General features: G+C 63.7%; 18 protein-coding genes. 7 read left to right on the top strand and 11 right to left on the bottom strand.

Annotated elements, in window-relative coordinates; translation table 11 throughout:
* Positions 1-6: 6 nt before the first annotated feature.
* Positions 7-870, top strand: coding sequence for an acyl-CoA dehydrogenase (locus AAG821_RS07945; RefSeq protein WP_341912254.1), 864 nt, complete (start codon positions 7-9; stop codon positions 868-870).
* Here AAG821_RS07945 and AAG821_RS07940 read toward each other — a convergent pair.
* Positions 867-2,552 carry a tannase/feruloyl esterase family alpha/beta hydrolase gene (locus AAG821_RS07940; RefSeq protein WP_341912256.1) on the bottom strand — a complete coding sequence of 562 codons (1,686 nt, stop codon included), beginning with the start codon at positions 2,550-2,552 and terminating at the stop codon, positions 867-869. The two genes, AAG821_RS07945 and AAG821_RS07940, sit on opposite strands and share 4 nt — an antisense overlap.
* Positions 2,553-2,813: 261 nt before the next feature.
* Here AAG821_RS07940 and AAG821_RS07935 point away from each other — a divergent pair, with 261 nt between their 5' ends.
* Positions 2,814-4,010 carry an MFS transporter gene (locus AAG821_RS07935; protein ID WP_341912257.1) on the top strand — a complete coding sequence of 399 codons (1,197 nt, stop codon included), beginning with the start codon at positions 2,814-2,816 and terminating at the stop codon, positions 4,008-4,010.
* A 13-nt stretch (positions 4,011-4,023) separates the two neighbouring features.
* On the opposite strand, the gene AAG821_RS07930 is transcribed toward AAG821_RS07935, so the two are convergent.
* Both AAG821_RS07930 and AAG821_RS07925 read right to left on the bottom strand, forming a co-directional pair.
* Positions 4,024-5,460 carry an aspartate ammonia-lyase gene (locus tag AAG821_RS07930; RefSeq protein WP_341912259.1) on the bottom strand — a complete coding sequence of 479 codons (1,437 nt, stop codon included), beginning with the start codon at positions 5,458-5,460 and terminating at the stop codon, positions 4,024-4,026.
* Between the two features lie 169 nt (positions 5,461-5,629).
* Positions 5,630-6,508, bottom strand: coding sequence for an SDR family oxidoreductase (locus tag AAG821_RS07925; protein ID WP_341912260.1), 879 nt, complete (start codon positions 6,506-6,508; stop codon positions 5,630-5,632).
* Between the two features lie 74 nt (positions 6,509-6,582).
* Here AAG821_RS07925 and AAG821_RS07920 point away from each other — a divergent pair, with 74 nt between their 5' ends.
* The 4 genes from AAG821_RS07920 (at position 6,583) to AAG821_RS07905 (ending at position 10,465) form a co-directional block, all read left to right on the top strand.
* Positions 6,583-7,356, top strand: coding sequence for an SDR family oxidoreductase (locus AAG821_RS07920; protein WP_341912261.1), 774 nt, complete (start codon positions 6,583-6,585; stop codon positions 7,354-7,356).
* 189 nt (positions 7,357-7,545) lie between these two features.
* Entirely contained in the window at positions 7,546-8,988 is a 1,443-nt protein-coding gene (locus AAG821_RS07915) for an ATP-binding protein (protein ID WP_341912262.1), read from the top strand.
* Entirely contained in the window at positions 8,988-9,995 is a 1,008-nt protein-coding gene (locus tag AAG821_RS07910; RefSeq protein WP_341912263.1) for a lysophospholipase, read from the top strand. The genes AAG821_RS07915 and AAG821_RS07910 overlap by 1 nt, the downstream gene beginning before the upstream one ends.
* A complete protein-coding gene (locus AAG821_RS07905) occupies positions 9,992-10,465 on the top strand; it encodes an HPP family protein (protein WP_341912265.1) in 474 nt (157 codons plus the stop codon). The genes AAG821_RS07910 and AAG821_RS07905 overlap by 4 nt, the downstream gene beginning before the upstream one ends.
* Here AAG821_RS07905 and AAG821_RS07900 read toward each other — a convergent pair.
* The 4 genes from AAG821_RS07900 to AAG821_RS07885 all read right to left on the bottom strand — a co-directional run bounded on the left by AAG821_RS07900 (position 10,452) and on the right by AAG821_RS07885 (position 13,999).
* Positions 10,452-11,372 (bottom strand): glycosyltransferase family 9 protein, encoded by a 921-nt coding sequence (locus AAG821_RS07900; RefSeq protein ID WP_341912267.1) that lies wholly within the window; start codon positions 11,370-11,372, stop codon positions 10,452-10,454. The genes AAG821_RS07905 and AAG821_RS07900 overlap by 14 nt on opposite strands.
* A 6-nt stretch (positions 11,373-11,378) precedes the next feature.
* Positions 11,379-12,653, bottom strand: coding sequence for an O-antigen ligase family protein (locus AAG821_RS07895; protein WP_341912269.1), 1,275 nt, complete (start codon positions 12,651-12,653; stop codon positions 11,379-11,381).
* Positions 12,650-13,624, bottom strand: coding sequence for a glycosyltransferase family 2 protein (locus tag AAG821_RS07890; protein ID WP_341912271.1), 975 nt, complete (start codon positions 13,622-13,624; stop codon positions 12,650-12,652). The genes AAG821_RS07895 and AAG821_RS07890 overlap by 4 nt, the downstream gene beginning before the upstream one ends.
* 93 nt (positions 13,625-13,717) lie before the next feature.
* Positions 13,718-13,999 carry a hypothetical protein gene (locus AAG821_RS07885; RefSeq protein WP_341912273.1) on the bottom strand — a complete coding sequence of 94 codons (282 nt, stop codon included), beginning with the start codon at positions 13,997-13,999 and terminating at the stop codon, positions 13,718-13,720.
* Positions 14,000-14,286: 287 nt separating this feature from the next.
* Here AAG821_RS07885 and AAG821_RS07880 point away from each other — a divergent pair, with 287 nt between their 5' ends.
* Complete coding sequence (locus AAG821_RS07880) at positions 14,287-14,928, top strand: DUF1194 domain-containing protein (RefSeq protein ID WP_341912276.1); 642 nt, start codon at positions 14,287-14,289, stop codon at positions 14,926-14,928.
* Here AAG821_RS07880 and AAG821_RS07875 read toward each other — a convergent pair whose 3' ends face one another.
* The 4 genes from AAG821_RS07875 to AAG821_RS07860 all read right to left on the bottom strand — a co-directional run bounded on the left by AAG821_RS07875 (position 14,929) and on the right by AAG821_RS07860 (position 19,636).
* Entirely contained in the window at positions 14,929-16,338 is a 1,410-nt protein-coding gene (locus AAG821_RS07875; protein WP_341912277.1) for a saccharopine dehydrogenase C-terminal domain-containing protein, read from the bottom strand.
* Positions 16,339-16,420: 82 nt separating this feature from the next.
* Entirely contained in the window at positions 16,421-17,650 is a 1,230-nt protein-coding gene (locus AAG821_RS07870; RefSeq protein WP_341912279.1) for a type III PLP-dependent enzyme, read from the bottom strand.
* Positions 17,651-17,976: 326 nt separating this feature from the next.
* Positions 17,977-18,867 carry an agmatinase gene (gene speB / locus AAG821_RS07865; protein ID WP_341912281.1) on the bottom strand — a complete coding sequence of 297 codons (891 nt, stop codon included), beginning with the start codon at positions 18,865-18,867 and terminating at the stop codon, positions 17,977-17,979.
* A 7-nt stretch (positions 18,868-18,874) separates the two neighbouring features.
* Positions 18,875-19,636 carry an RMD1 family protein gene (locus AAG821_RS07860; RefSeq protein ID WP_341912283.1) on the bottom strand — a complete coding sequence of 254 codons (762 nt, stop codon included), beginning with the start codon at positions 19,634-19,636 and terminating at the stop codon, positions 18,875-18,877.
* Positions 19,637-19,700: the final 64 nt, after the last annotated feature.

The following is a 19,700-nucleotide window of genomic DNA, read 5'->3' as shown; positions in this document are numbered from 1 at the left end:
GCCGGCATGGCCGATAAGACATCGCTGAAAGATTGGATCGGCGGCCAGGATGAGGCCGCCGATCTTTTTTTGCCCGAACGCTGCATCGCGCTGGCGCGGGCGCTGGACCAGCCGGATGCACACCTGGTGGAGGAGGCGCCGCTGCCGCCATTGCGGCACTGGCTGTACTTCTGGAGCCCGGCGCAGCGCGCCCGGCTCGGCCGCGACGGTCATCCGGCACTTGGCAGCTTCCTGCCGGATGTGAGCCAGTTCTGGGGCGGCAGCCAGACGCGCCGCATGTGGGCCGGCAGCCGGCTGGACTTCCATCGCCCGCTGATGCTGGGCATGCCGACGCGCCGGCTCTCCACCGTTGAGTCGGTAGAGGAAAAATCAGGCCGTAGCGGGCGGCTGGTCTTTGTCACCGTGCGACACGATATTTTCGACGCCGATACGCCGGCCGTGACTGACCGCCATGACATCGTCTATCGCGAGGAGCTTGCGGGCGCAGCCTTGCCGGAGCCGGATACGGCATCGGGCGATTACCAGTGGTCGGCGAATTTCACCGCCGATCCGGTACTGCTGTTCCGCTATTCTGCTCTCACTTATAACGGCCACCGCATCCATTACGACCGCGACTATGCGCGCGACGTGGAAGGCTATCGCGGCCTGGTCGTGCATGGCCCGCTGCTGGCGACGCTGCTGGTCGATTTCGCCACCAGCCTGCGGCCGGGACTGGGGTTAAAGCGGTTCAGCTTCCGTGGCCGTCGCCCGGTGATCGACAGTCAGCCGTTCCAACTGCGCGCGAAAAACGCGCATGACGGGTCGCTTTCCTTATGGATCGCCGATGCCGATGGCGCCCTGGCGATGACGGCAGAGGCCGCTTTCGCCTAAGGCATCACGCACTCGAAGCTGGCAGCCGCATTGACGTCGCCGCTGCGGTAGCGCGGGAACATCGGATAGCGGCACATCGGGCGTGACATGGTGATGGCAAAGGGCGGTGCCGGCTGGTGCGCGCTCTGCACCAGGTTACCCGGCGCGCGGCCTTTCTCCACCCAGTCGCTCACCACCTCCAGCATGTCGACCGCCGAGGGCGCACCGGTACCGACATGGTCGGCGCCCGGCGTCACGTACATGCGCATGAAGCGGTCAACCACCGGCTGGCTCATCCTGGCCACCACCGACTGGTAATACTGGATGCCGGCATAGGGGCTCTGGGCGTAATCGGCCATCTGCTCGGCCACCACCAGCTTGCCGCCGCGATTGGCGAAGGTGCTGAGATCCGGATTGGTGGAATCCATCAGGCCGGAGATAAGCTGTGCACGTTCGCGGAAGCTGTCGACGGTATAGGTGCGCGGATCGTAATTTGCATCGCGGGCGAGGAAATACTGGATCGCGCCGCTGCCATAAAGCCAGGCGCGGCTGCTGGCATTGGTGGCGGGCACAGTGGGCGGCGCGGTGCCGGTCTGCCAGCTGACCCAGCCGCCGACCGGGCCGGTGCCGGCCCAGGCCTCGCCGCCGGTGCCGAAGCCGGGATAGCTGCGCACGCCATTGGCAAGATCGAAATTGAAGTTCACCGAGCTGTGCAGTGTCTGCACCGAGCGGATTTCGGCCTCGGTCAGGCACATCGGATTGCTCGGGCCGGCGCAGCGCAGGCGGCTGACATCGAAGATGCGCTTGCAGCCCTCATGGTCGCTGACGATGCCGTCTTTCAGCCCGTCACGGTCATCGCAGGCCGCCAGCACGGCGTCATGCACCAGTTTCACCTTGTCGGGTGAGATCCAGCCTTGCGTGAGCGCAATGCCCATGCGGGTTCCGGCAGCTTGGAGGCCAACCCAGTTGATCACCGGTACGCGGCTGAAAATGCCGTCAAAGTCGTTGGGATAGCGCTGGGCCATGGTCAGGCCTTCGCGTCCGCCTTCGGAGCTGCCGAAGAAATAGAGTTTCTCCGGCGCCTTGCCGTAGCGCCGCTTCATCAGCTCGACCGCCACATCGCGCACCTTCTTGTAAGAGGCATGCGAGAAGTTGACCAAGGCCTCGTCATTCAGTGCAAAAGCCTGCAGCGGCACATTCGGCGCATTCTGGTGGCCGGAATCCGTGCCATAGGTGACATAGCCGCGCGCCAGAGGATGCGGTCTGTCGGGGCGGGCGGCAGGCGGCATGGTCAGGCCGGTGATCAGCACGCCGTTGAAGCCGCCGCCGCCATATTGCAGCGAACGGCCGTTCCACTGGCTCGGCAGGTTGACCTGGAAGCGGATCGGCGGCGCCTGGGGGTCGACCGAGGCGATGGCGCCGATCACGCGGCAATGCTCGGGCAGGGCCGGTACGATCATCTCGGGCGGTGTCGGTGCGAAAGGCGGGTTGGTGACGGCGCCTGCGACCTGGGGCTGGGTGAGGGTGGCGGATTCGATGGTGGCGCCACGCGTTTGCAGGCCAATGGCGCCAGCATCGATGGGGCGGGTCAGATCGGCGCAGGCCAGTGCCGGATCGCGCGGCGGCGTGGCGGCGCAGGCGGTCAGTAGCAGGGCAATGGCAGGAATAGCGGTGAGACCCGCCAGACGAGGCAGCGCGGACATGGTTTCCTCCAGTGGCCGCTTATCTGCGGCCTGTGCCGAAGGCTAGGCGCAAGGCTGTTATGAGTCAAAACGATTGCGTGTTGCGATGCAGGGGATGCCACACGGTCATGCGAATATCGCACGCCACAGGATTGCCACAGCGTGATACTGTGCAAACGTCGTCCCGCCCGTGATTCGCCAGCCCTGCCGCTCTCGTCTTTCCGGACCAGTTCAATGTCCTTCCTCTCCGTTCCAGGGGACCGTCCACCTGTCACGCCCCATTTGCTGATCTGGGGACTGGCGCTCGGCCAGATGGTGTCCTGGGGTTCGCTGTATTATTCGCTGGCCGTGGTGGCCCTGCCGATGGAGCAGGAACTTGGCTGGTCGAAGGTCGAGATCAATGCCGGCCTCACGGTCAACCTGCTGGTCGCCAGCATCATGGCGCTGCCGATTGGCGCCCTGATCGACCGCTTTGGCGGCTACTGGTTCATGGTGCTGGGGGCAACCGGCGGGGCAGTGCTGCTGGCCATCTGGTCGATGACGACCTCGCTGCCGGTGTTTTACATCGTCTGGGCCGGGCTTGGCCTGGTGCATGCCTGCACGCTGAGTGAAAGCGCCTATAATATCGTGGTGTCGAACCTGACCGACCACCGGCGGGGCATCACCATGATCTCGCTGCTCAGTGGATTTTCTTCCTCGACGGCCATTCCCTTCATCACGCTGTTCAGCGAGACGCTTGGCTGGCGCCCGGCCATCATGATCGTCGCGGTGATCCATTTCCTGGTGCCCGGGCTGGTCAGTGCCTGGGTGCTGCGCGGCATTCGCGGCGGCGGCCGAAAGCCAGATGCTGACGGCACCAGTGTTGCACCTCTGCGCCTGCCGCTGCGGCAGATTCTCCGTGATCGCATTTTCTGGGCATTGGTGGCGGCCTTCAGCGTGCACACCTTTGTCGGCAACGGCATCACCTTTCACACCATCCCGCTGTTGCTGGAAAATGGCTATGCGATGAGTCTGATCGTCGGCATCATGGCTATGCATGGGCCGAGCCAGGTGCTGGCGCGTTTCGTATTGCTGATGGTTGCCACGCGCATTTCCACCGCCGGCTTTGGCCGCATTGCTTTCGGCCTGACATCGATGGGCGTGGCCATGCTGGTGCTCAGCGCATGGTGGGGCGTTCCGGCCCTGGTGATCTTTGCCGTGCTCTATGGCATGGCGACGGGCATGCTGACGCTGGTGCGGGCCAACAGTGTGATCGAGTATCTCGGCGCCTATGGCTATGGCGCGGCCACGGGCGCGCTGACGATGGCGGTGACGCTGCCGCGCACCACGGCCGCCGTGGCCTTCGCCCTGCTATGGGAGACCTTCGGTGGCTATGGCCCGGTGCTGTGGATCGCGCTGGCGGTCAGCTGCGGCGGCCTTGCAGCCTTCTGGCTGGCAACGGTGTGGAACAGCCGCCGCGACCTGATCCGGGGGCTGTGATTACTGCGCCCTATTACGGTTGGGGTGCCACGATCTTGCGGCCGCGCCGGCGCGGTGCAGTCAGCTTGGCGACATCAAGGATATCGTCGAGCTGCGCCTCGGTCAGCCAAGCCTTCTCGATGCAGAGTTCGCGCACCGTGCGTCCGGTCTTGAGCGCTTCCTTGGCCAGCCAGGCCGATTTCTCGTAGCCGATATAGGGATTGAGCGCGGTGACGATGCCGACGCTGGCTTCGACATGGCGCTTCGCTTGTTCCACATTGGCCTGGATTCCCGACACGCATTTCTCGGCCAGCGTGCGGGCGGCGCGCGACAGCAGCTGCATCGAATTCAGCACGTTGTAGACGATCACCGGCTCCATCACGTTCAACTGTAATTGCCCGGCCTCGGCTGCCATGGTCACCGTGATATCGTTGCCGATCACCTGGAAACAGACCTGGTTGACCACTTCGGGGATCACCGGATTGACTTTGCCCGGCATGATGGAGGAGCCCGGCTGCATCGGTGGCAGCGAGATTTCATTCAGGCCGCCGCGCGGGCCGGACGACAGCAAGCGCAGGTCATTGGCGATCTTGCTGAGCTTGACGGCGATGCGCTTGAGCATGCCGGAATAGAGCACGAAGGCGCCCATATCCCAGCTCGCCTCGATCAGGTTGGCGGCGCGCACCATCTCGATGCCGCAGATACGAGTCAGTTCCTCAATCGCGAGATTGGAATATTCCGGCTCTGTGTTGATGCCGGTGCCGACCGCGGTTCCCCCTAAGTTGATCTCGCGGAACAGCTTGATGATCTCGTCGCCACGCGCCACGTCTTCCTTGATGTTGATGGCAAAGGCCTCGAACTCCTGGCCCAGTGTCATCGGCACGGCATCCTGCAGCTGGGTGCGGCCCAGCTTGATGACATCGGCAAATTCGACGCCGCGCTGGCGGAATTCATAAGCTAGGCTATCCAGCGCCTTCATCAGCTCGGCATGGCTGAGGATCACGCCCAGCCGCACGGCGGTCGGATAGACGTCGTTGGTCGACTGCGACAGGTTGACGTCGTCATTGGGATGCAGATGGCTGTATTCGCCCTTGTGGAAGCCCATCAGCTCCAGGCCGCGATTGGCCACCACCTCGTTGACATTCATATTGGTGGAGGTGCCGGCGCCGCCCTGAAACACGTCGATGGTGAACCATTCGTGCAGCTTGCCGTCGATCAGTTCATCGCAGGCCTTGGCGATGCCCTTGTATTTCTCCGGCTCCAGATAGCCCAGCTTCTTGTTGGCGGCGGCACAGGCCTTTTTCACCATGCCAAACGCGCGGATCAGGTTCGGGTAATGGTTGATACCGATACCGGAGATATGGAAGTTGTCGAGCGCGCGCTGGGTCTGGATGCCGAAATAGGCGGCGGCTGGAATGGCCATCTCGCCGAGCGAGTCATGCTCCATGCGGGTTGCCGGATCGCTGCTCATTTTTGCCTCTATGTGCTGTTGATGCTGCAGATCGAACGCACATCATTCTGCCCTGACGCTACGTCAAAGCGAAGCCCTCGGCATAGTATATTTCATTGAAATACCTATGGTTTCCCATGCAACTAATGCATCGGAGCCGATCAGCGCGGCTTATGGACAGGGCTTGGCGTCAGACCGTGCGCTGCGCCTTGTCCTTGGCATTGGTCGTGGCGATGCTTTCGCGGATGTCCTGCCATTCGGCATCGTTGAGGTCGGTCAGCGCACCGAAGCCGCCGGCCGAATTGAGCCATTGGCCGCCGTCGATGGCGATCACCTCGCCGGTCAGATAGGCCACATCATCGGCCAGCAGGAAGGCAGCGAGATTGGCCAGTTCCGCCAGGTTGCCGACGCGGCGCATCGGGATCGCGCCGATCATACGTTTCTCCAGGGCTTCGGTCGGTGCCAGTCGCTTGGTCATGCCTTCGGTGGGGAAGGGGCCGGGCGCGATGGCATTCAGGCGAATGCCCTTCGGTCCCCATTCCACGGCCAGCGACTGTGTCATTGCCGCGATGCCGGCCTTGGACATGGCAGACGGGATGACGAAGGCCGAACCGGTCCAGACCCAGGTGGTGACAATGGACACCACGCTGCCGCCGCGTTTGGCCGCGATCCAGCGCTTGCCCACCGCCTGGGTGACGTAGAAGCTGCCATGCAGCACGATATTGGCGATGGCATCGAAGCCGCGCGGGCTGAGGTCTTCGGTGCGGGCGATGAAATTGCCCGCAGCATTGTTGACCAGGCTATCCAGCGGGCCGTGCACGTCCCAGATCGCCTGCACCATCTCGTCCACCGCCTGCGCCACGCGGATATCGCAGGCATGGCCGTAGATATTGCCGCCGGTTTCAGCAGCCAGTTCCTTCGCCGTTTCCTGCAGCACGCCATCGCGCCGGCCACAGATATGCAGTTCGGCGCCGAGTTCCATCAGCCGGAGCGCCATGGCCTTGCCCAGCCCGGTGCCGCCGCCGGTGATCAGGATGCGTTTGCCCTGGAACAGATCATTGCGAAACATGTCGCCTCCCATATTCTATTGATTGACGGAAAGCTTAGCGCAGGCGTCGTGTCCGACGCCATCAGGAGGATTGCATGGATCTGAAACTCGACGGCAAGGTCGCGATTGTCACCGGTGCCAGCAAGGGCATCGGGCAGGCGATTGCCGAGGTTCTCGCAGCGGAAGGCATGAAGCTGGTGCTGGCGGCACGCTCGACCGATCTGCTGAACGGCGTGGCCGGCGGCCTGAAGACCGAGAGCCTGGTGCAGGCGGTGGATCTGCGCGATCCGGCAGTGCCGGCGCAGGTGGTGGCTGCCACCGTGGAAAAATTCGGTGGCGTCGATCTGGTGGTGAACAACGCCGGCGCCACCAAGCGCGGCGATTTCATGACGCTGACCGATGATGATTGGGCCGATGGCTTCGCACTGAAATTCTTTGGCGCCATGCGGCTCAGCCGCGCCGCCTGGCCGCACCTCAAAGCGCGACAGGGCAGCATCATCAGCATCATCGGCATCGGCGGCCGCACCGGGCAGGCCGAATTCGCCATCGGCGGTTCGGTCAACGCGGCGGGCATGAATCTGACCAAGGTGTTGGCCGACCGCGGCATTGCCGATGGCGTCCGGGTCAATGCGATCAACCCCGGCGCCATCGCCACCGAGCGCCTGCAGACCCGCATCCGCAGCTTCGCCAAGGAGCAGGGCCTCAGCGAGGCCGAGGCGGCCATCAAGCTGCCGCGCAGCATGGGCATCGGGCGGTTCGGCGAACCCGCAGAAATTGCCCGGGCCGTGGCTTTCCTCGCCTCGCCGCAGGCGGCCTATCTAAATGGCGCCGTGATCGATGTCGATGGCGGCCAGACTCGCACCCTCTAGGGCCTGAAAGCCTGTAACACTCGGAGTCGCGGGCGAAAAGCCCATTGATTTTTACCGGCGGGAATGCCACTCCGAGTGGATGATGCGTGCACAGAATGTCGCCGCTGACACGGACGGGGGCTCAACCACGATGGATCGGACCGGTAGGCCGCAGGATAACCTGCGACTGAGGCAACAGGATTCGCCCTGATGCCGCGCCGTTTCAGCCCGCTCATAATCGAGCCGCAGCCCGAAGCGCTGGCCGGAGCCGCGCGACGTTTCGTGCTGGTGCTGGTCGGCACCGTGGTCGCACTGTCAATCGTGCTGGCGACGTATTTCTATATCCAGCAGCGTGAGTACAACCGCATCTCCTACCAGACGGTGATCTGGGACAGCGTGCAGTTCCGCAATGCCCACCAGGGTTTCCGTATCGCCCTGCTGGAAGCTCTGACCGGTACGTCAGGTCGCGAAAGCACCGAGGTGCGGCAGCATTACGATCAGTTGCTCAGCCGGTTGCAGCAGATGCGGGGCGGACCGGGTGCCGTCATTTATGCTGGCGATGCAGACCTGCAGGCGCTGTTGTATCGGATTGAACCGGCGATCCGCAGCTGGGACATGCAGCTGACGGCCTTTGCCGCGGGCAATCAGGGGGCAGCACATGCCGTGGCGGCGCAGTCGCAGGCCCTGGATGTCGACTTCAACGCCCTGGCTGACGGGATAAATGCCATCGGCCTGCGGCGCCTTGAGCTATCTCGCGATCGGTTATCCAATCTTTACACCGTTTTGATCGCCGCCGGCGTTGCAACCTGGCTGCTGGTGCTGGGTTTTGCCTATGCCCTGATGCGACAGCTGCGCGCCACCGAAGTGGCGCATGCCGAGATGCAGGCGTTGACCGCCGATCTGGAGCAGGCGCGGCGCGAAGCGGAAGAGGCCAGCCGCACCAAATCGAATTTCCTTGCAGCCATGAGCCATGAGCTGCGCACACCGCTGAACGCCGTACTCGGCTTTGCCGATATCATGCGCCAGGGTCTGTTCGGGCCGATCGATAATCCACGCTATGCCGAATACATTGATGGTATCGTCAAAAGCGGACAGCATCTGTTGTCGCTGATCAACGACGTGCTCGATATGTCGCGCATCGAGGCCGGAAAGCTGGATCTGGTCGAGCGCGAACTCGATGTACTGCAGGCGGTTGACCATGCGCTGGAGCTGGTCGGCGTCACCGCCGACGGCAAGGGGGTCACCTTACAGCGGGCACTGCCGGCCGTGCTGCCGCGGTTGCATGCCGATGAACGGCTGCTGCGCCAGATGCTGCTCAATCTGATCAGCAATGCGATCAAGTTCACCCCTGAAGGCGGCAACGTCGAGATTGCGGCGGCCTTGCTCACCGATGGCGGCCTGGCGATCCGGGTGCGTGATACCGGTGTTGGCATGACCGACCACCAGCTCAAGCGTGTCTTCGAGCCCTTCTCGCAGGGCGACTCCCTGCGCGCCCGCGAAGCCGGCGGCAGTGGCCTTGGCCTGCCGATCACGCGCCGGCTGATCGAGTTGCATGACGGCCAGATTCACCTGTCCAGCCGAAAGAGTGCCGGCACCACGGCAACGCTGATCTTTCCAGCTACGCGGGTGCGCCAGCTGGCGGGCGTGGCGTGATGCGGATCATCCTGATTTTGCTGGCTGGCTGGCTGGCGGTGGCCTGCGCACCACGCCTGCAGCCGCCGGGCGAAATGGCGATGCCGCCGGCAATGGTGGCGAACGAGACCGCCTGGCAGGCAGGGGATGGCCGTGAACTGCCGCTGCGCCGCTGGCCGGCGGAACCGATGCAGCCGAAAGCCATCATCCTGGCGCTGCATGGCTTCAACGATTACAGCACCGCCTTCACCGAGGCGGCGCAGTGGTGGGCCCAGCGTGGCATCATGACCTATGCACCGGACCAGCGCGGGTTTGGCCGCGCGCCCTATACCGGCCTGTGGCCTGGTGAGAACCGCCTGGCCGATGACCTCGCTGAACTGAATGCCGTGCTGGTTCAGCGTTATCCCGGCGTGCCGGTTTACTGGCTGGGAGAAAGCATGGGCGGTGCCGTGGTGCTGCATGGCCTGACGCGGAACCAAGCGGTGCGGCCGGCGGGTGTCGTACTGGTGGCGCCGGCGGTTTGGGGCCGCAGCAGCATGCCGTTGCTCTACCGCGCCACGTTATGGCTCGCCAGTTATACCATTCCATGGAAGACCTTCACCGGCAGCGGGCTGAAAATCCAGGCCTCCGACAATATTGAGATGCTGCGCCGATTATCGCGCGACCCATTGTTCATCAAGGCGACGCGGGCGGATGCCATCCATGGCCTGGTCAACCTGATGGATGAGGCGGCGCTCGCACGACCGACCAATACACCGCTGCTGCTGCTCTATGGCGTCAAGGATCAGGTGATTCCTCAGCCGCCGGTCGAGCGCTTTGTCGAGACCCTGAAGGCGACGCCGGATGTCAATATGCGCGTTGCGGTCTACGATCAGGGCTGGCACATGCTGCTGCGCGATCTGCAGGCTGAAACCGTGTGGCGCGATATTGCCGCCTGGATCGACAACCGCCAGACAGTCCTGCCATCAGGCGCGGAGCGGACCGAACTGCCGCTGTTCAGTGCTGCGGAAATGAAGGAGCGGGAATGACGGGACTGAATCGCGCCGGCCTGCTGGAGCTGCTGTGGATCGCTGCCGGCATCGTGCCGTGCCTTGGCCTGGTGCTGTGGCTGATCGACGCCGAACATGGCCTGGCGCTCACCTCGCTGGGCAGCACCGCGATTCTGCTGTTCTGCTTCCCGACCCATGAAGGATCACGACCGGTTGCCGTGCTTGCTGCACACCTGCTCGGCGCTGCCATTGGTATTGCGCTGCTGCAGGTGTTTGGCAGCAATGTCTGGACTATGGGCGTCGGTGTGGCTCTGATCGCGATTGTGATGAAGCTGCTCAACATCATGCACCCGCCGGCCGGTGCCAATCCGCTGATCGTGCTCAACCTGAAAAGCAGCTGGCTGTTCCTGGCCTATCCGTTGCTGCCGGCCCTGCTGATCATGCTGGTGGCGGTGCTGGTCTGGAGCCGGCTGCGGCCGGGGCCGCGCTGGCCGCTTAAGTGGATCTGAACGGCGGCAGGGCGGCAATCGCATCCGCGACGCTGAGATCCTGCAGGCTCGGGCGTTGCAGCAGGCGCACCCAGTCGCCACGCGGCGATACCTTGCGCGGATCGGATTCTGCCGAATAGAGCACCAGCGACGGGCAGCCGGATGCGGCGATGATATGCATCGGCCCGGTATCGTTGCCGATGCAGACTGCGGCAACGCGTCCCAGGGTGGCCAGATCGGCAATCGCGGTCTGGTCACAGAGGCTGATGGCATCGGGGCATGCCGCCTGGATGATGCTGATCTCCGCCTGCTCAGCGGCGCGACCGATCAGAACGGGTGTGATTCCCTGATCCAGCAGATGCCGCCCCAGTGCTGCGAAGTGAGCGGCCGGCCAGCGTTTTGCCGGCCGGTGTGGAGCGCCGCCCGGCACCAGCAGAGCGAACCGTGTCGGCAGTGCGAAGCGTGCAATATCGCCATGCAGGAAGTTCAGATCCGGCAACCCGGGGTCGGGAATGCCGACCAGGGCAAGCTGGCGCCGTCGCAGCTCGCTAATATGCATTGGCCCGCTCGGATCGGGAATGTGGTAGCGGCAGCCTGGGGCATTGCCGACCCAGATATCGGCGGGTGACCCCAGCATGCGGTAATAGCCTTTGGTCCGCTGGCTGCCCTGCAGATCGTAGATCCGGTTGAATCCGCCCCGGCGTATGCGCCGCAGCAGGGCCCAGAGCTTCAGCGGTTGCCAGGCTTTCGGGCGCGGATCAGCCCAGACCTCGTCGGCAAGCCCGGAGCGTTGCAGCAGTTCGACATAGGGCGCCGTGGTCAGCACGACGATACGTTCGCCGGCATGATGCTGGCGGATCGCCCGTAGCAGCGGCAAGGCGAGAATCATGTCGCCGAGGGCCGAATGCTTGACGACCAGGACTGCCATGACGGCTCAGGCCGCCTCTTTCAGGGCCAGCCGTGCTATGGCCATGGTCATCGACAGGCCGCTCCAGAACACCAGTGCCGGCCAATTGCTGAACATGCTTTGGCTGGCAATCAGTGGGAATAACAGCACCAGCAGGGCGCCGGCCACCAGCAGGCCGGTGATGCGGGTCATGGTAGTTCCACGCAGCAGGGGCCAGGCTGCCAGCAGCAGAAGGCCCAGGAAGACCAGATAGAACAGCAGGCCGATGGCACCGGTTTCGGCCAGCCATTCGATATAGACATTGTGCGGATGTGTCGGGCAGCCGTCAGAGACGTAATGGCCGGCAATGGCCCAGCAGGCACTCTCGAAATTCTTCATGCCGGCGCCGAACACCGGATAGCTGCGCCATACATCCAGGCCGATGGTGAACAGTTCCGCGTAATGGGATTTTGAGAACTGCTCAATCACGCGCGCGAATTCCTTGATGCGATCAAGGATCCGCGGGCTGCTGGCAACGACGCCACCGATGCAGGCGACCAGCAGGATCAGCGCACTGACGCCGTAGAGCCGATAGCGCGGGAAAACCAGTACGCTGCCTGCAATGCTGGTTAGCACGGCGATGAGGGCAACCAGTGCGGCCGAGCGTTCACCGGTCAGCAGGATGAAGGCGAAGCCGATGGCGCCCAGTATCGCGGCTGAAGCCATGGCCCCGCGCGAACGCGTACCCTCCAGCAACAGTGGCGCTGCTGCCAGCAAGGGAAAGCCGATACGCACGACGAACATGCCGATATTCGGTCGGTCGAGTGGTCCGGTCAGGCGGAACACATTGTACATCGGATGGCCAGTCAACGATGTGCCGCGCACCAGCTGAACCAGTCCATCAATGATGCAGAAGCCAATGGTAGCGCCCCAGACGGCGACGATCAGACCGAGATCGCGGCGCGACTGGATCAGCCAGGTGACGGTTGCCGCGAACAGCAGGGCAAACCGCAACCAGGCCACGCTGCGTGTGAATGATGCTGCAGGATCTACGGCCAGCGGCGAGACCAGAACATTCAGCAGCACCCAGATGGCCAGCAGTACGGCGAGCATCGGATGTGTAGCCAGGCCCCACTGGCGGCGGGAAATGGCAACGGCAAGAAAGCTGATGCCGATGATGCTGGCCGCGGCATCGGCGCCGCCACGCCAGAACAGCAGCAGCAGCGGTAGTAGGGCGAACAGGATCTGGTTGATCCGGCGCAGCACCCCGGTCCAGTCCTGCATAGCCGGCAGTTCGAGGGATGCGATATCGGTTCTGATCATGATGGCGGGGCGGATGGTGAAAGCAAGGGCTGCATCGATGGGGCGGCCTGGCGGATGCCGGGCAGGGCACGGAAGGCGGCAGCCGCACGATCTAAAAAGCCTGCCGATACGGCCATGCCGGCTTTACCCTGCAGGTATGCGCCGAGCGTTGCGAATTGTGCAAGGGGCAGGCCGCTGCGCCGCACGGCCTTCCAGGCGATCGATGCACAGGTGGCTGCAATCAGCTGGCGTTCCTTGGCTGGCAATGCGGGTTGATCGGCCAGCAGGTTATAATAAGCAAAGAAGCGGTCGTGATGCTGCTGCCGCTTGTCGGCTGAAAGATGCGAAGTTGTCTGTGGGGCCAGGGTCATGCCGCCACGGAAATCAACCAGCCGGTGGGCCTTGGCGGCCAGTCGCAGCGGCAGCGTTTCATCCTGGATGAAAATACGCGTGTCGCAGCCGCCGGCAGCGCGGAACAGTGCGGTCTCCACAAGCCATGTCATGCGCACGAAGCCGCGCCCTTGCAGGATCATCTGCAGCGGACGGTCGCCAGTCCTGCAATCCGGCATGCTGCCAAGTGCCGCCGGCACGATCTGCGCCGGCGGCAGCGTGGAACGGATCACCTTGCCATGCGCCATATCGGCATCGTGCAGTTGCAAGGCCTGCTGCATCAGCGCCACGGCATCGGGCAGGATCAGTTCATCGGCATCGATCAGGCAAAGCAGGCGGCCACGCGCCTGGGCTGCCCCCTGGTTGAGACGCACGCTGGGGCCGGCATTCCCGGTATTGCGCAATACCGTCACCATCCGCAACGCAGCGGGAGCCTCGCGTTCCAGCACGGCGACCGAGGCATCCGAGGATGCGTCATCCACGAAAATATACTCTGCATCCGGGCGCGGTTGCTGTGCCGCGAGCGCACGGATCACATACGGCAGCACATCGGCCTTGTTGTAGACCGGTATGACGAAACTGATCTCAGGCGAGGCGGGCATCGGCAAAGCCGCAGGCTGGACGGAAACAACAACTGTTCCGCCGAATACTGGCTTTCTCGACCGGGTACAAGTCTGACCTGAGGCGTTGCGCTGTCAGGCGATAATGTAGATCGACATTGCCGGTGCCGAGCGGCCAACGCCGTAGCCGTTATAAGTGATCGGTGCACTGTGAAATTCACGCACCGTCGCTTCCCGTTCCTGACGGGCTTTATCAGGGCCGCCCAGTTCCGCACGGATTCTCAGCAGCTGCTGCAGCATCACCTCTACGCCGGCGACGCCATTCGCATTGCCCACGATCTCCGAACGCGACCGTGTCCCCGCCGGGAGGATCACCTTGGCGATTTCGGCAGACAGCTGTGGTGCAAGACTGGGCATGGCAACAAGGTTACCAAATGGTTTATCCACAGGAAAGGTGGTGTTTTTAACTCATTAATTTCAGTGGCTTATGGAAATTCCGGGGCATCTGGGGCGGGGTAGATTCTGTGATGCGATATCTGGAATCCCCCCGGCTGACGGTTTCTTGCTATCGTTGTGCGATGCAGCTGGGCGACGACTCGATGGATGCGCGCCGCAGACCTGACCGACGATCCCTGCTGATCGCGGCCGGCGCTTCCCTTGCTGCCTTATCTTTCCCTCGAGAGACCATAGCCCAGCCACGCCAGGTGGATCTGGCCCTGGCTCTGGCGGCCGATTGTTCCGGCAGTGTCCATGCCGAGCATTATGCCCTGCAGCAGCGCGGCTATGGCGAGGCGTTCCGCAGCAAGGAAGTGATGCGGGCGATCCGCTCCGGCATCCATGGCGCTGTCGCCGTCTGCTATTTCCAGTGGTCAGGCTATGCGTTGCAGACGCTGATTTTGCCGTGGACGGTCTTGCGCAGTGACGAAGACATCCGGCAATTCGCCAGCCAGATGGAGCGGGCCGATCGCACCATCTTCGGCGGCGGCACATCGCCAACCGGCGCCATAGAGTTCGGCCACCGCCTGCTCAGCAATATGCCGGTGCAGGCCGCGCGGCGGGTGATCGATGTCTCTGGCGATGGCCGCAACAACACCGGCCCGGGCCCGGCCGAGGCGCGCAAGGCGGCCATCGCCGCCGGCATTGTGATCAACGGACTGCCGATCCTGCATCTGGAGCCGGATATCGACGAGTATTACGAAAAGAACGTGATCGGTGGCCCCGGTGCCTTCATGGTGCCGGCCCGCGATTACGAGTCTTTCGCCACGGCCGTGCGACGCAAGCTGGTTCTGGAAATTGCCGACCGGAACGCCCCTGCCATTCTGAATGAGGCGTTCCGCCGCGGCTGATCAGACGACGCGGAAATTCCTGAACTGCCAGGGGTCGTCACGGTCGATGTCTTCCGGGAACAGCATTTCGCGCCGCTGCAGCGGCGTCCAGTCGCTGTATACGCCAGCCATCTCGCCCAGATAGGGTTTGCTGATCTCCATGATGCGGGCGTGGTCGATCTCGTCGGCTTCGACAAGGCCCGCATTTGGATTCTCGATCGCCCAGACCAGGCCGGCCAGCACGGCAACCGTGACCTGCAGGCTAGTGGCGTTGTTATGCGGCGCCAGCTTGCGGGCTTCATCAATGGTGAGCCGCGAGCCATACCAGTAGGCGCCTTTCTTATGGCCCATCAGCAGCACGCCAAGCTCATCCATGCCGCTGGTGATCTCGTCCATCATCAGCCGCTTGCGCGACTGCATCTGCCAGGTCTTGCCGGCGATTTCGTGCACCGACAACACGGCATCGTCGCTCGGGTGATAGGCGTAATGCACGGTCGGTCGATAGGTGACCTTGTCGCCCTGTTTCACCGTGTAATAGTCGGACATTGAGATGGCTTCGTTATGCGTTACCAGGAAGCCGTGGAACGGGCCTTCAAGCGGGGTCCAGGTGCGCACCTGCGTACCGGCACCCGGGCGCAGCAGATAGATGGCGGAATCACAACCAAAGTCATGGCGGCGACCGTCGGCTGGCATCTGCTTCTCATGGCTGCCCCAGCCCAGCTCGGCCGGCTGGCAGCCTTCGCCGACGAAGCCATCGATCGACCAGGTATTGACGAATTCATCGCGCTGCTTGGGCTGATGCGCGGACACCTGGGTGTCGCGCTCGGCGATATGGATCACCTTCACGCCCAGCGCCTGCGCCAGGGCGCTCCAGCCGGTGCGGTCTTTCGGCACTGCAGTGGTAACGCCGGTATCCCGCGCGATATGCAGCAGGGCTTCCTTGACGAAATGCGACACCAGGCCGGGATTGGCACCATGGGTCAGCACCGCGGTGGGGCCGTTCTTGTATTTCGAGATGAGCGCGCGCGCAGATTCGCGCAGGGCATAGTTGGAACGCTGCGACGGTGTCTTGGTGGGATCGGTATAGCCGCCAGCCCAGGGCTCGATGCAGGTGTCCAGATACATGGCGCCCAGTTCCTGCGCCAGCTCGATCAGGGCGACGGACGAGACATCGACCGAAAGGTTGAGCAGGTAGTCGCCCTTGCCCAGCATGGGCTGCAGCACGCTGCGATAGTTGTCGCGGGTGAGGGTGATCTTCTCGAAGCGAATGCCGTATTCATTCGCCACGTCATGGCCGCGTTCTTCGGCGGTGACGATGACGATCCGGTCGGCGGGGATGTCGATATGGCGCAGGATCAGCGGCAGGACGCCCTGGCCGATGCTGCCAAACCCCACCATCACCAGGCGGCCGGCAAACGACACATGCTTCATCACTTCACTCCTCAAGTCCTGAAGGCGCGGGGGGCGCGTCCGGCGCGCCCCCCTTTTAACCGGGGAAAATGACAATCCGGGGCTAGGCGATAGCGTAACCGGGCGTTTCGAGCAACGGTGCGTCGGCCACTTCGATCAGGTAGCCCCGGTCGAATCCGTTAAAAGCCGTGCGCAGGGTGGCGCCGTAGGCGCCAAGCTGGCCCACTTCGACCCAGTCGCCCTCCGCGATATCCTCCGGCAGCCAGAAACCGCCATCCATGCGGTCCAGGCTGTCGCAGGTCGGGCCGAACAGGGTGAAACGGCGCAGGCTGGCACCACTCTGGCGCAGTGGCCGCAACGGGAAACGCCAGTTCAGGCTGCCGGCATCGGCCAGGCTGCCGTAGACGCCGTCGTTGATATACAGGGCATCGCCCTTGCGGGCGTGTACCTGCACCACCACCGACACGCCCTGAGCGACCAGGCCGCGGCCGGGTTCGGCCCAGATTTCACCGGGCGCCAGATCGCCCAGGCGCGCGGCCAGGGCGAAAACGCCGGCATCGATTTCGGCCATGAAGGCGCCGAGCGGCTGCAGGTCGTTGTCCGGATAGGCCACGGGGAAGCCGCCGCCGACGTCAAGAACGTCGAGTTTCACGCCAGCAGCCACGGCCACATCGCCAGCCATGCGGATGGCAGCTGACCAGCGCGCCGGATCGGTGCATTGCGAGCCGACATGAAAAGAGAGGCCGATGCGGGCAGCAACACGGCGGGCCCGGCGCAGCAGGGCCGGCGCCAGCTCGGGCGCAATGCCGAACTTGCCCGACAGGTCGAGGACCGCGTCGCCCTTCGGCAGGGCCAGCCGCACGATCAGGCCGAGATCGGTTGTGCTGCCAGTTTCGGCCAGAATCTTGTCGAGTTCAGCTTCGCTGTCGATGGCAAAGTCGCGCACGCCATGCTGCTGCCACGCCGTGCGGATGGCCGAGCGGCTCTTGACCGGATGCATGTAGTGGATGCTGGCTTCGGGCAGCACCTGGCGCACCAGCGCGATCTCGGCGGGCGAGGCGCAGTCGAAGGCCGTCACGCCGCCGCGCCAAAGGGCGGAAAGAACGCGCGGTTCGGGATTGCATTTCACGGCATAGAGCGTGCGGCCGTCGAAAGCATCGACGAAAGAGCGGGCAGCCGCGGTGATCGCTGCCGGGCGCAGGCAATGCATCGGTTCTTCCGGGCGCAGCGCGGCAACCGCGGCATCCACCGAGGGCAGCGCTTCAACAGGGCGTCGTCGCGCAGAATCGCGACGCAGCGGGGACACGGCAACACGAAGACGGGACGCGGTCATCCGCAGGTCCTCCAAGACGTCAAAACACGCCGCGCGAAAGCGGCGGTTAAAAGCGAAATTTGGTGGAAAGCTGCCGGCCTGGCTCACCGCAAAAGCGGATCATCGCCGGAAACCGGCAGGCAGAGCTAAACCAAGCTCCGAATGTGCCTGAACAACATCGTCAGCTCCTTCAAGGCACCAGCCCACATGGCTGGCTCTCCGAAAAGGACGCGTGCGTCGTTGCTTGACCGGGATTGGCCGAGGGCACGTGCGACCTGCGTCTTGGTCACTGCATTTAAAACAATTGCGCCGCGATGCAAGCGGAAATTCGGCTCAGACCGAAAATGTCATAATTCCGGCTGCAGCAGGGCCAGATATTCGTAGACCAGCGTGGCAGCCGCGAGCACCGTGATCTCGGCCTGATCGTAGGCCGGCGCCACTTCCACCATGTCCATGCCGACGAAGCTGAGGCCACGCAGGCCACGCAGCAGGGCCTGCGCCTGCCAGGTCGCCAGACCGCCGATCTCGGGCGTGCCGGTGCCTGGCGCGAAAGCCGGATCGAGCGCGTCGATGTCAAATGTCAAATATGCCGGTGCGTCGCCGGCCACCGAGCGGATGCGGGCTGTCACTGCCGCCACGCCCTGTTCGTGCACATCCTGCGCACTCAGCACGGTGACGCCCTGGCCCAGTGTCCACGCCATGACCTCGCGCTGCACTGGCGAGCGGATGCCGATCTGGATCATCCGGCGCGGATCGACCAGGCCTTCCAGGATCGCGTGATAGAAGCAGGAGCCGTGGCCGTAAGGCTGTCCGAAACTGTCTGGCCAGGTATCGACATGGGCGTCGAAATGCACCAGCCCGACCGGACCGTGACGTTTCGCCAGCGCGCGCAGCAGCGGCAGGGCGATGGAGTGATCGCCGCCCAGGGTGATCAGGTGGCGGAACGGTGCCGCCTGCCGCTCGATCAGGGCGAGGCTGGCGGGAATATCGCCCAATGCGATTTCGAAATCGCCGACATCCGACAGCCCCGCGGTGACGGCGCGGCGTGCCACCGGGTGATCGCCATCGACCAGCATCTTGCTGGCGCGCCGGATCGCGTCCGGGCCAAAGCGGGCACCGGGCCGGTTGGTGGTACCAATATCGAGCGGGATGCCGGCAATCGCGATGGCTGGATCGGCTTCGCGGCGCGTGACGCCCAGAAAACCGCCGGGCAGGGCGAAGGTGGGGGTTCCAGTCATGGCGATCTTACTTGAGGGCCCACTCGATGAAGGTCAAGACGATTTCAAAGACGATCAGCAGCACGATGATCGCTTCCAGGCGCAGGCTGCGCTGTGCATCGATCAGGTCGGTCACGGCCCTGGTCGTGGTCTGGATCACCGCCAGCTTGTTGGCCAGCGCGGTGGCACGCTCGGTCAGTTCGTATTCGTCCTGCAGGCGGCTGAACAGGCGTTCGAGCTCCGGCCGGTCCCACAGCACGTCCGGTTTGTCTTCCACCGCCACGCGGCCCGACATGCGGTGTTCGACCAGCAGGGATTCGCCGATCAGCTTCAGCAGCTTTTTACGGTTGCCGGGCACTATGCCCTTTGCCGCCATCGCGCTGGCAAGCGGGTCGATCTCGTCGAATACCGCGCCGACCTGGCGTTCGTTATGGGCCAGCGCGACGCTCTTGCCCAAGGCGTCGGCGATAATCAGGAAACGCTCAGGCGTCAGCTCTTTCAGCTGCAGCGGTCCACCCGGCGGAATCAGGTCTTCGCCATTGCTGTCCAGCATGATGACGACCACTTCGTCTTCCAGGGGGGCATAAGCCCCGCTGATGCGTGGGGCCAGCTTGCGCAGCAGGTCGTCTTCCTCCACCGGCGACAGGCCGGCCAGCACCGCCGCGCCATAGCGGAACAGCGCTACCAGACCATAGTCGCCGACGCGGAAGGCGAAGGGCGCGGTCGAGATGGTATCCGACCGCTCCAGGCCCCCGACATCCAGCCTCTCGCCCAGCAGAACGGCACGCACGGTCAGTCGGTGCGGAGCGGGAAGGGAAGGTGAAGAGTTTTGCACGGGATCACTGCCGAATGGG

It is taken from the genome of Ferrovibrio terrae, from assembly GCF_943372915.1.
GTDB lineage: Bacteria > Pseudomonadota > Alphaproteobacteria > Ferrovibrionales > Ferrovibrionaceae > Ferrovibrio > Ferrovibrio terrae_A.
Note: the sequence above shows the minus strand (reverse complement) of the source record. Positions and strands in the feature narration are given on the sequence as shown.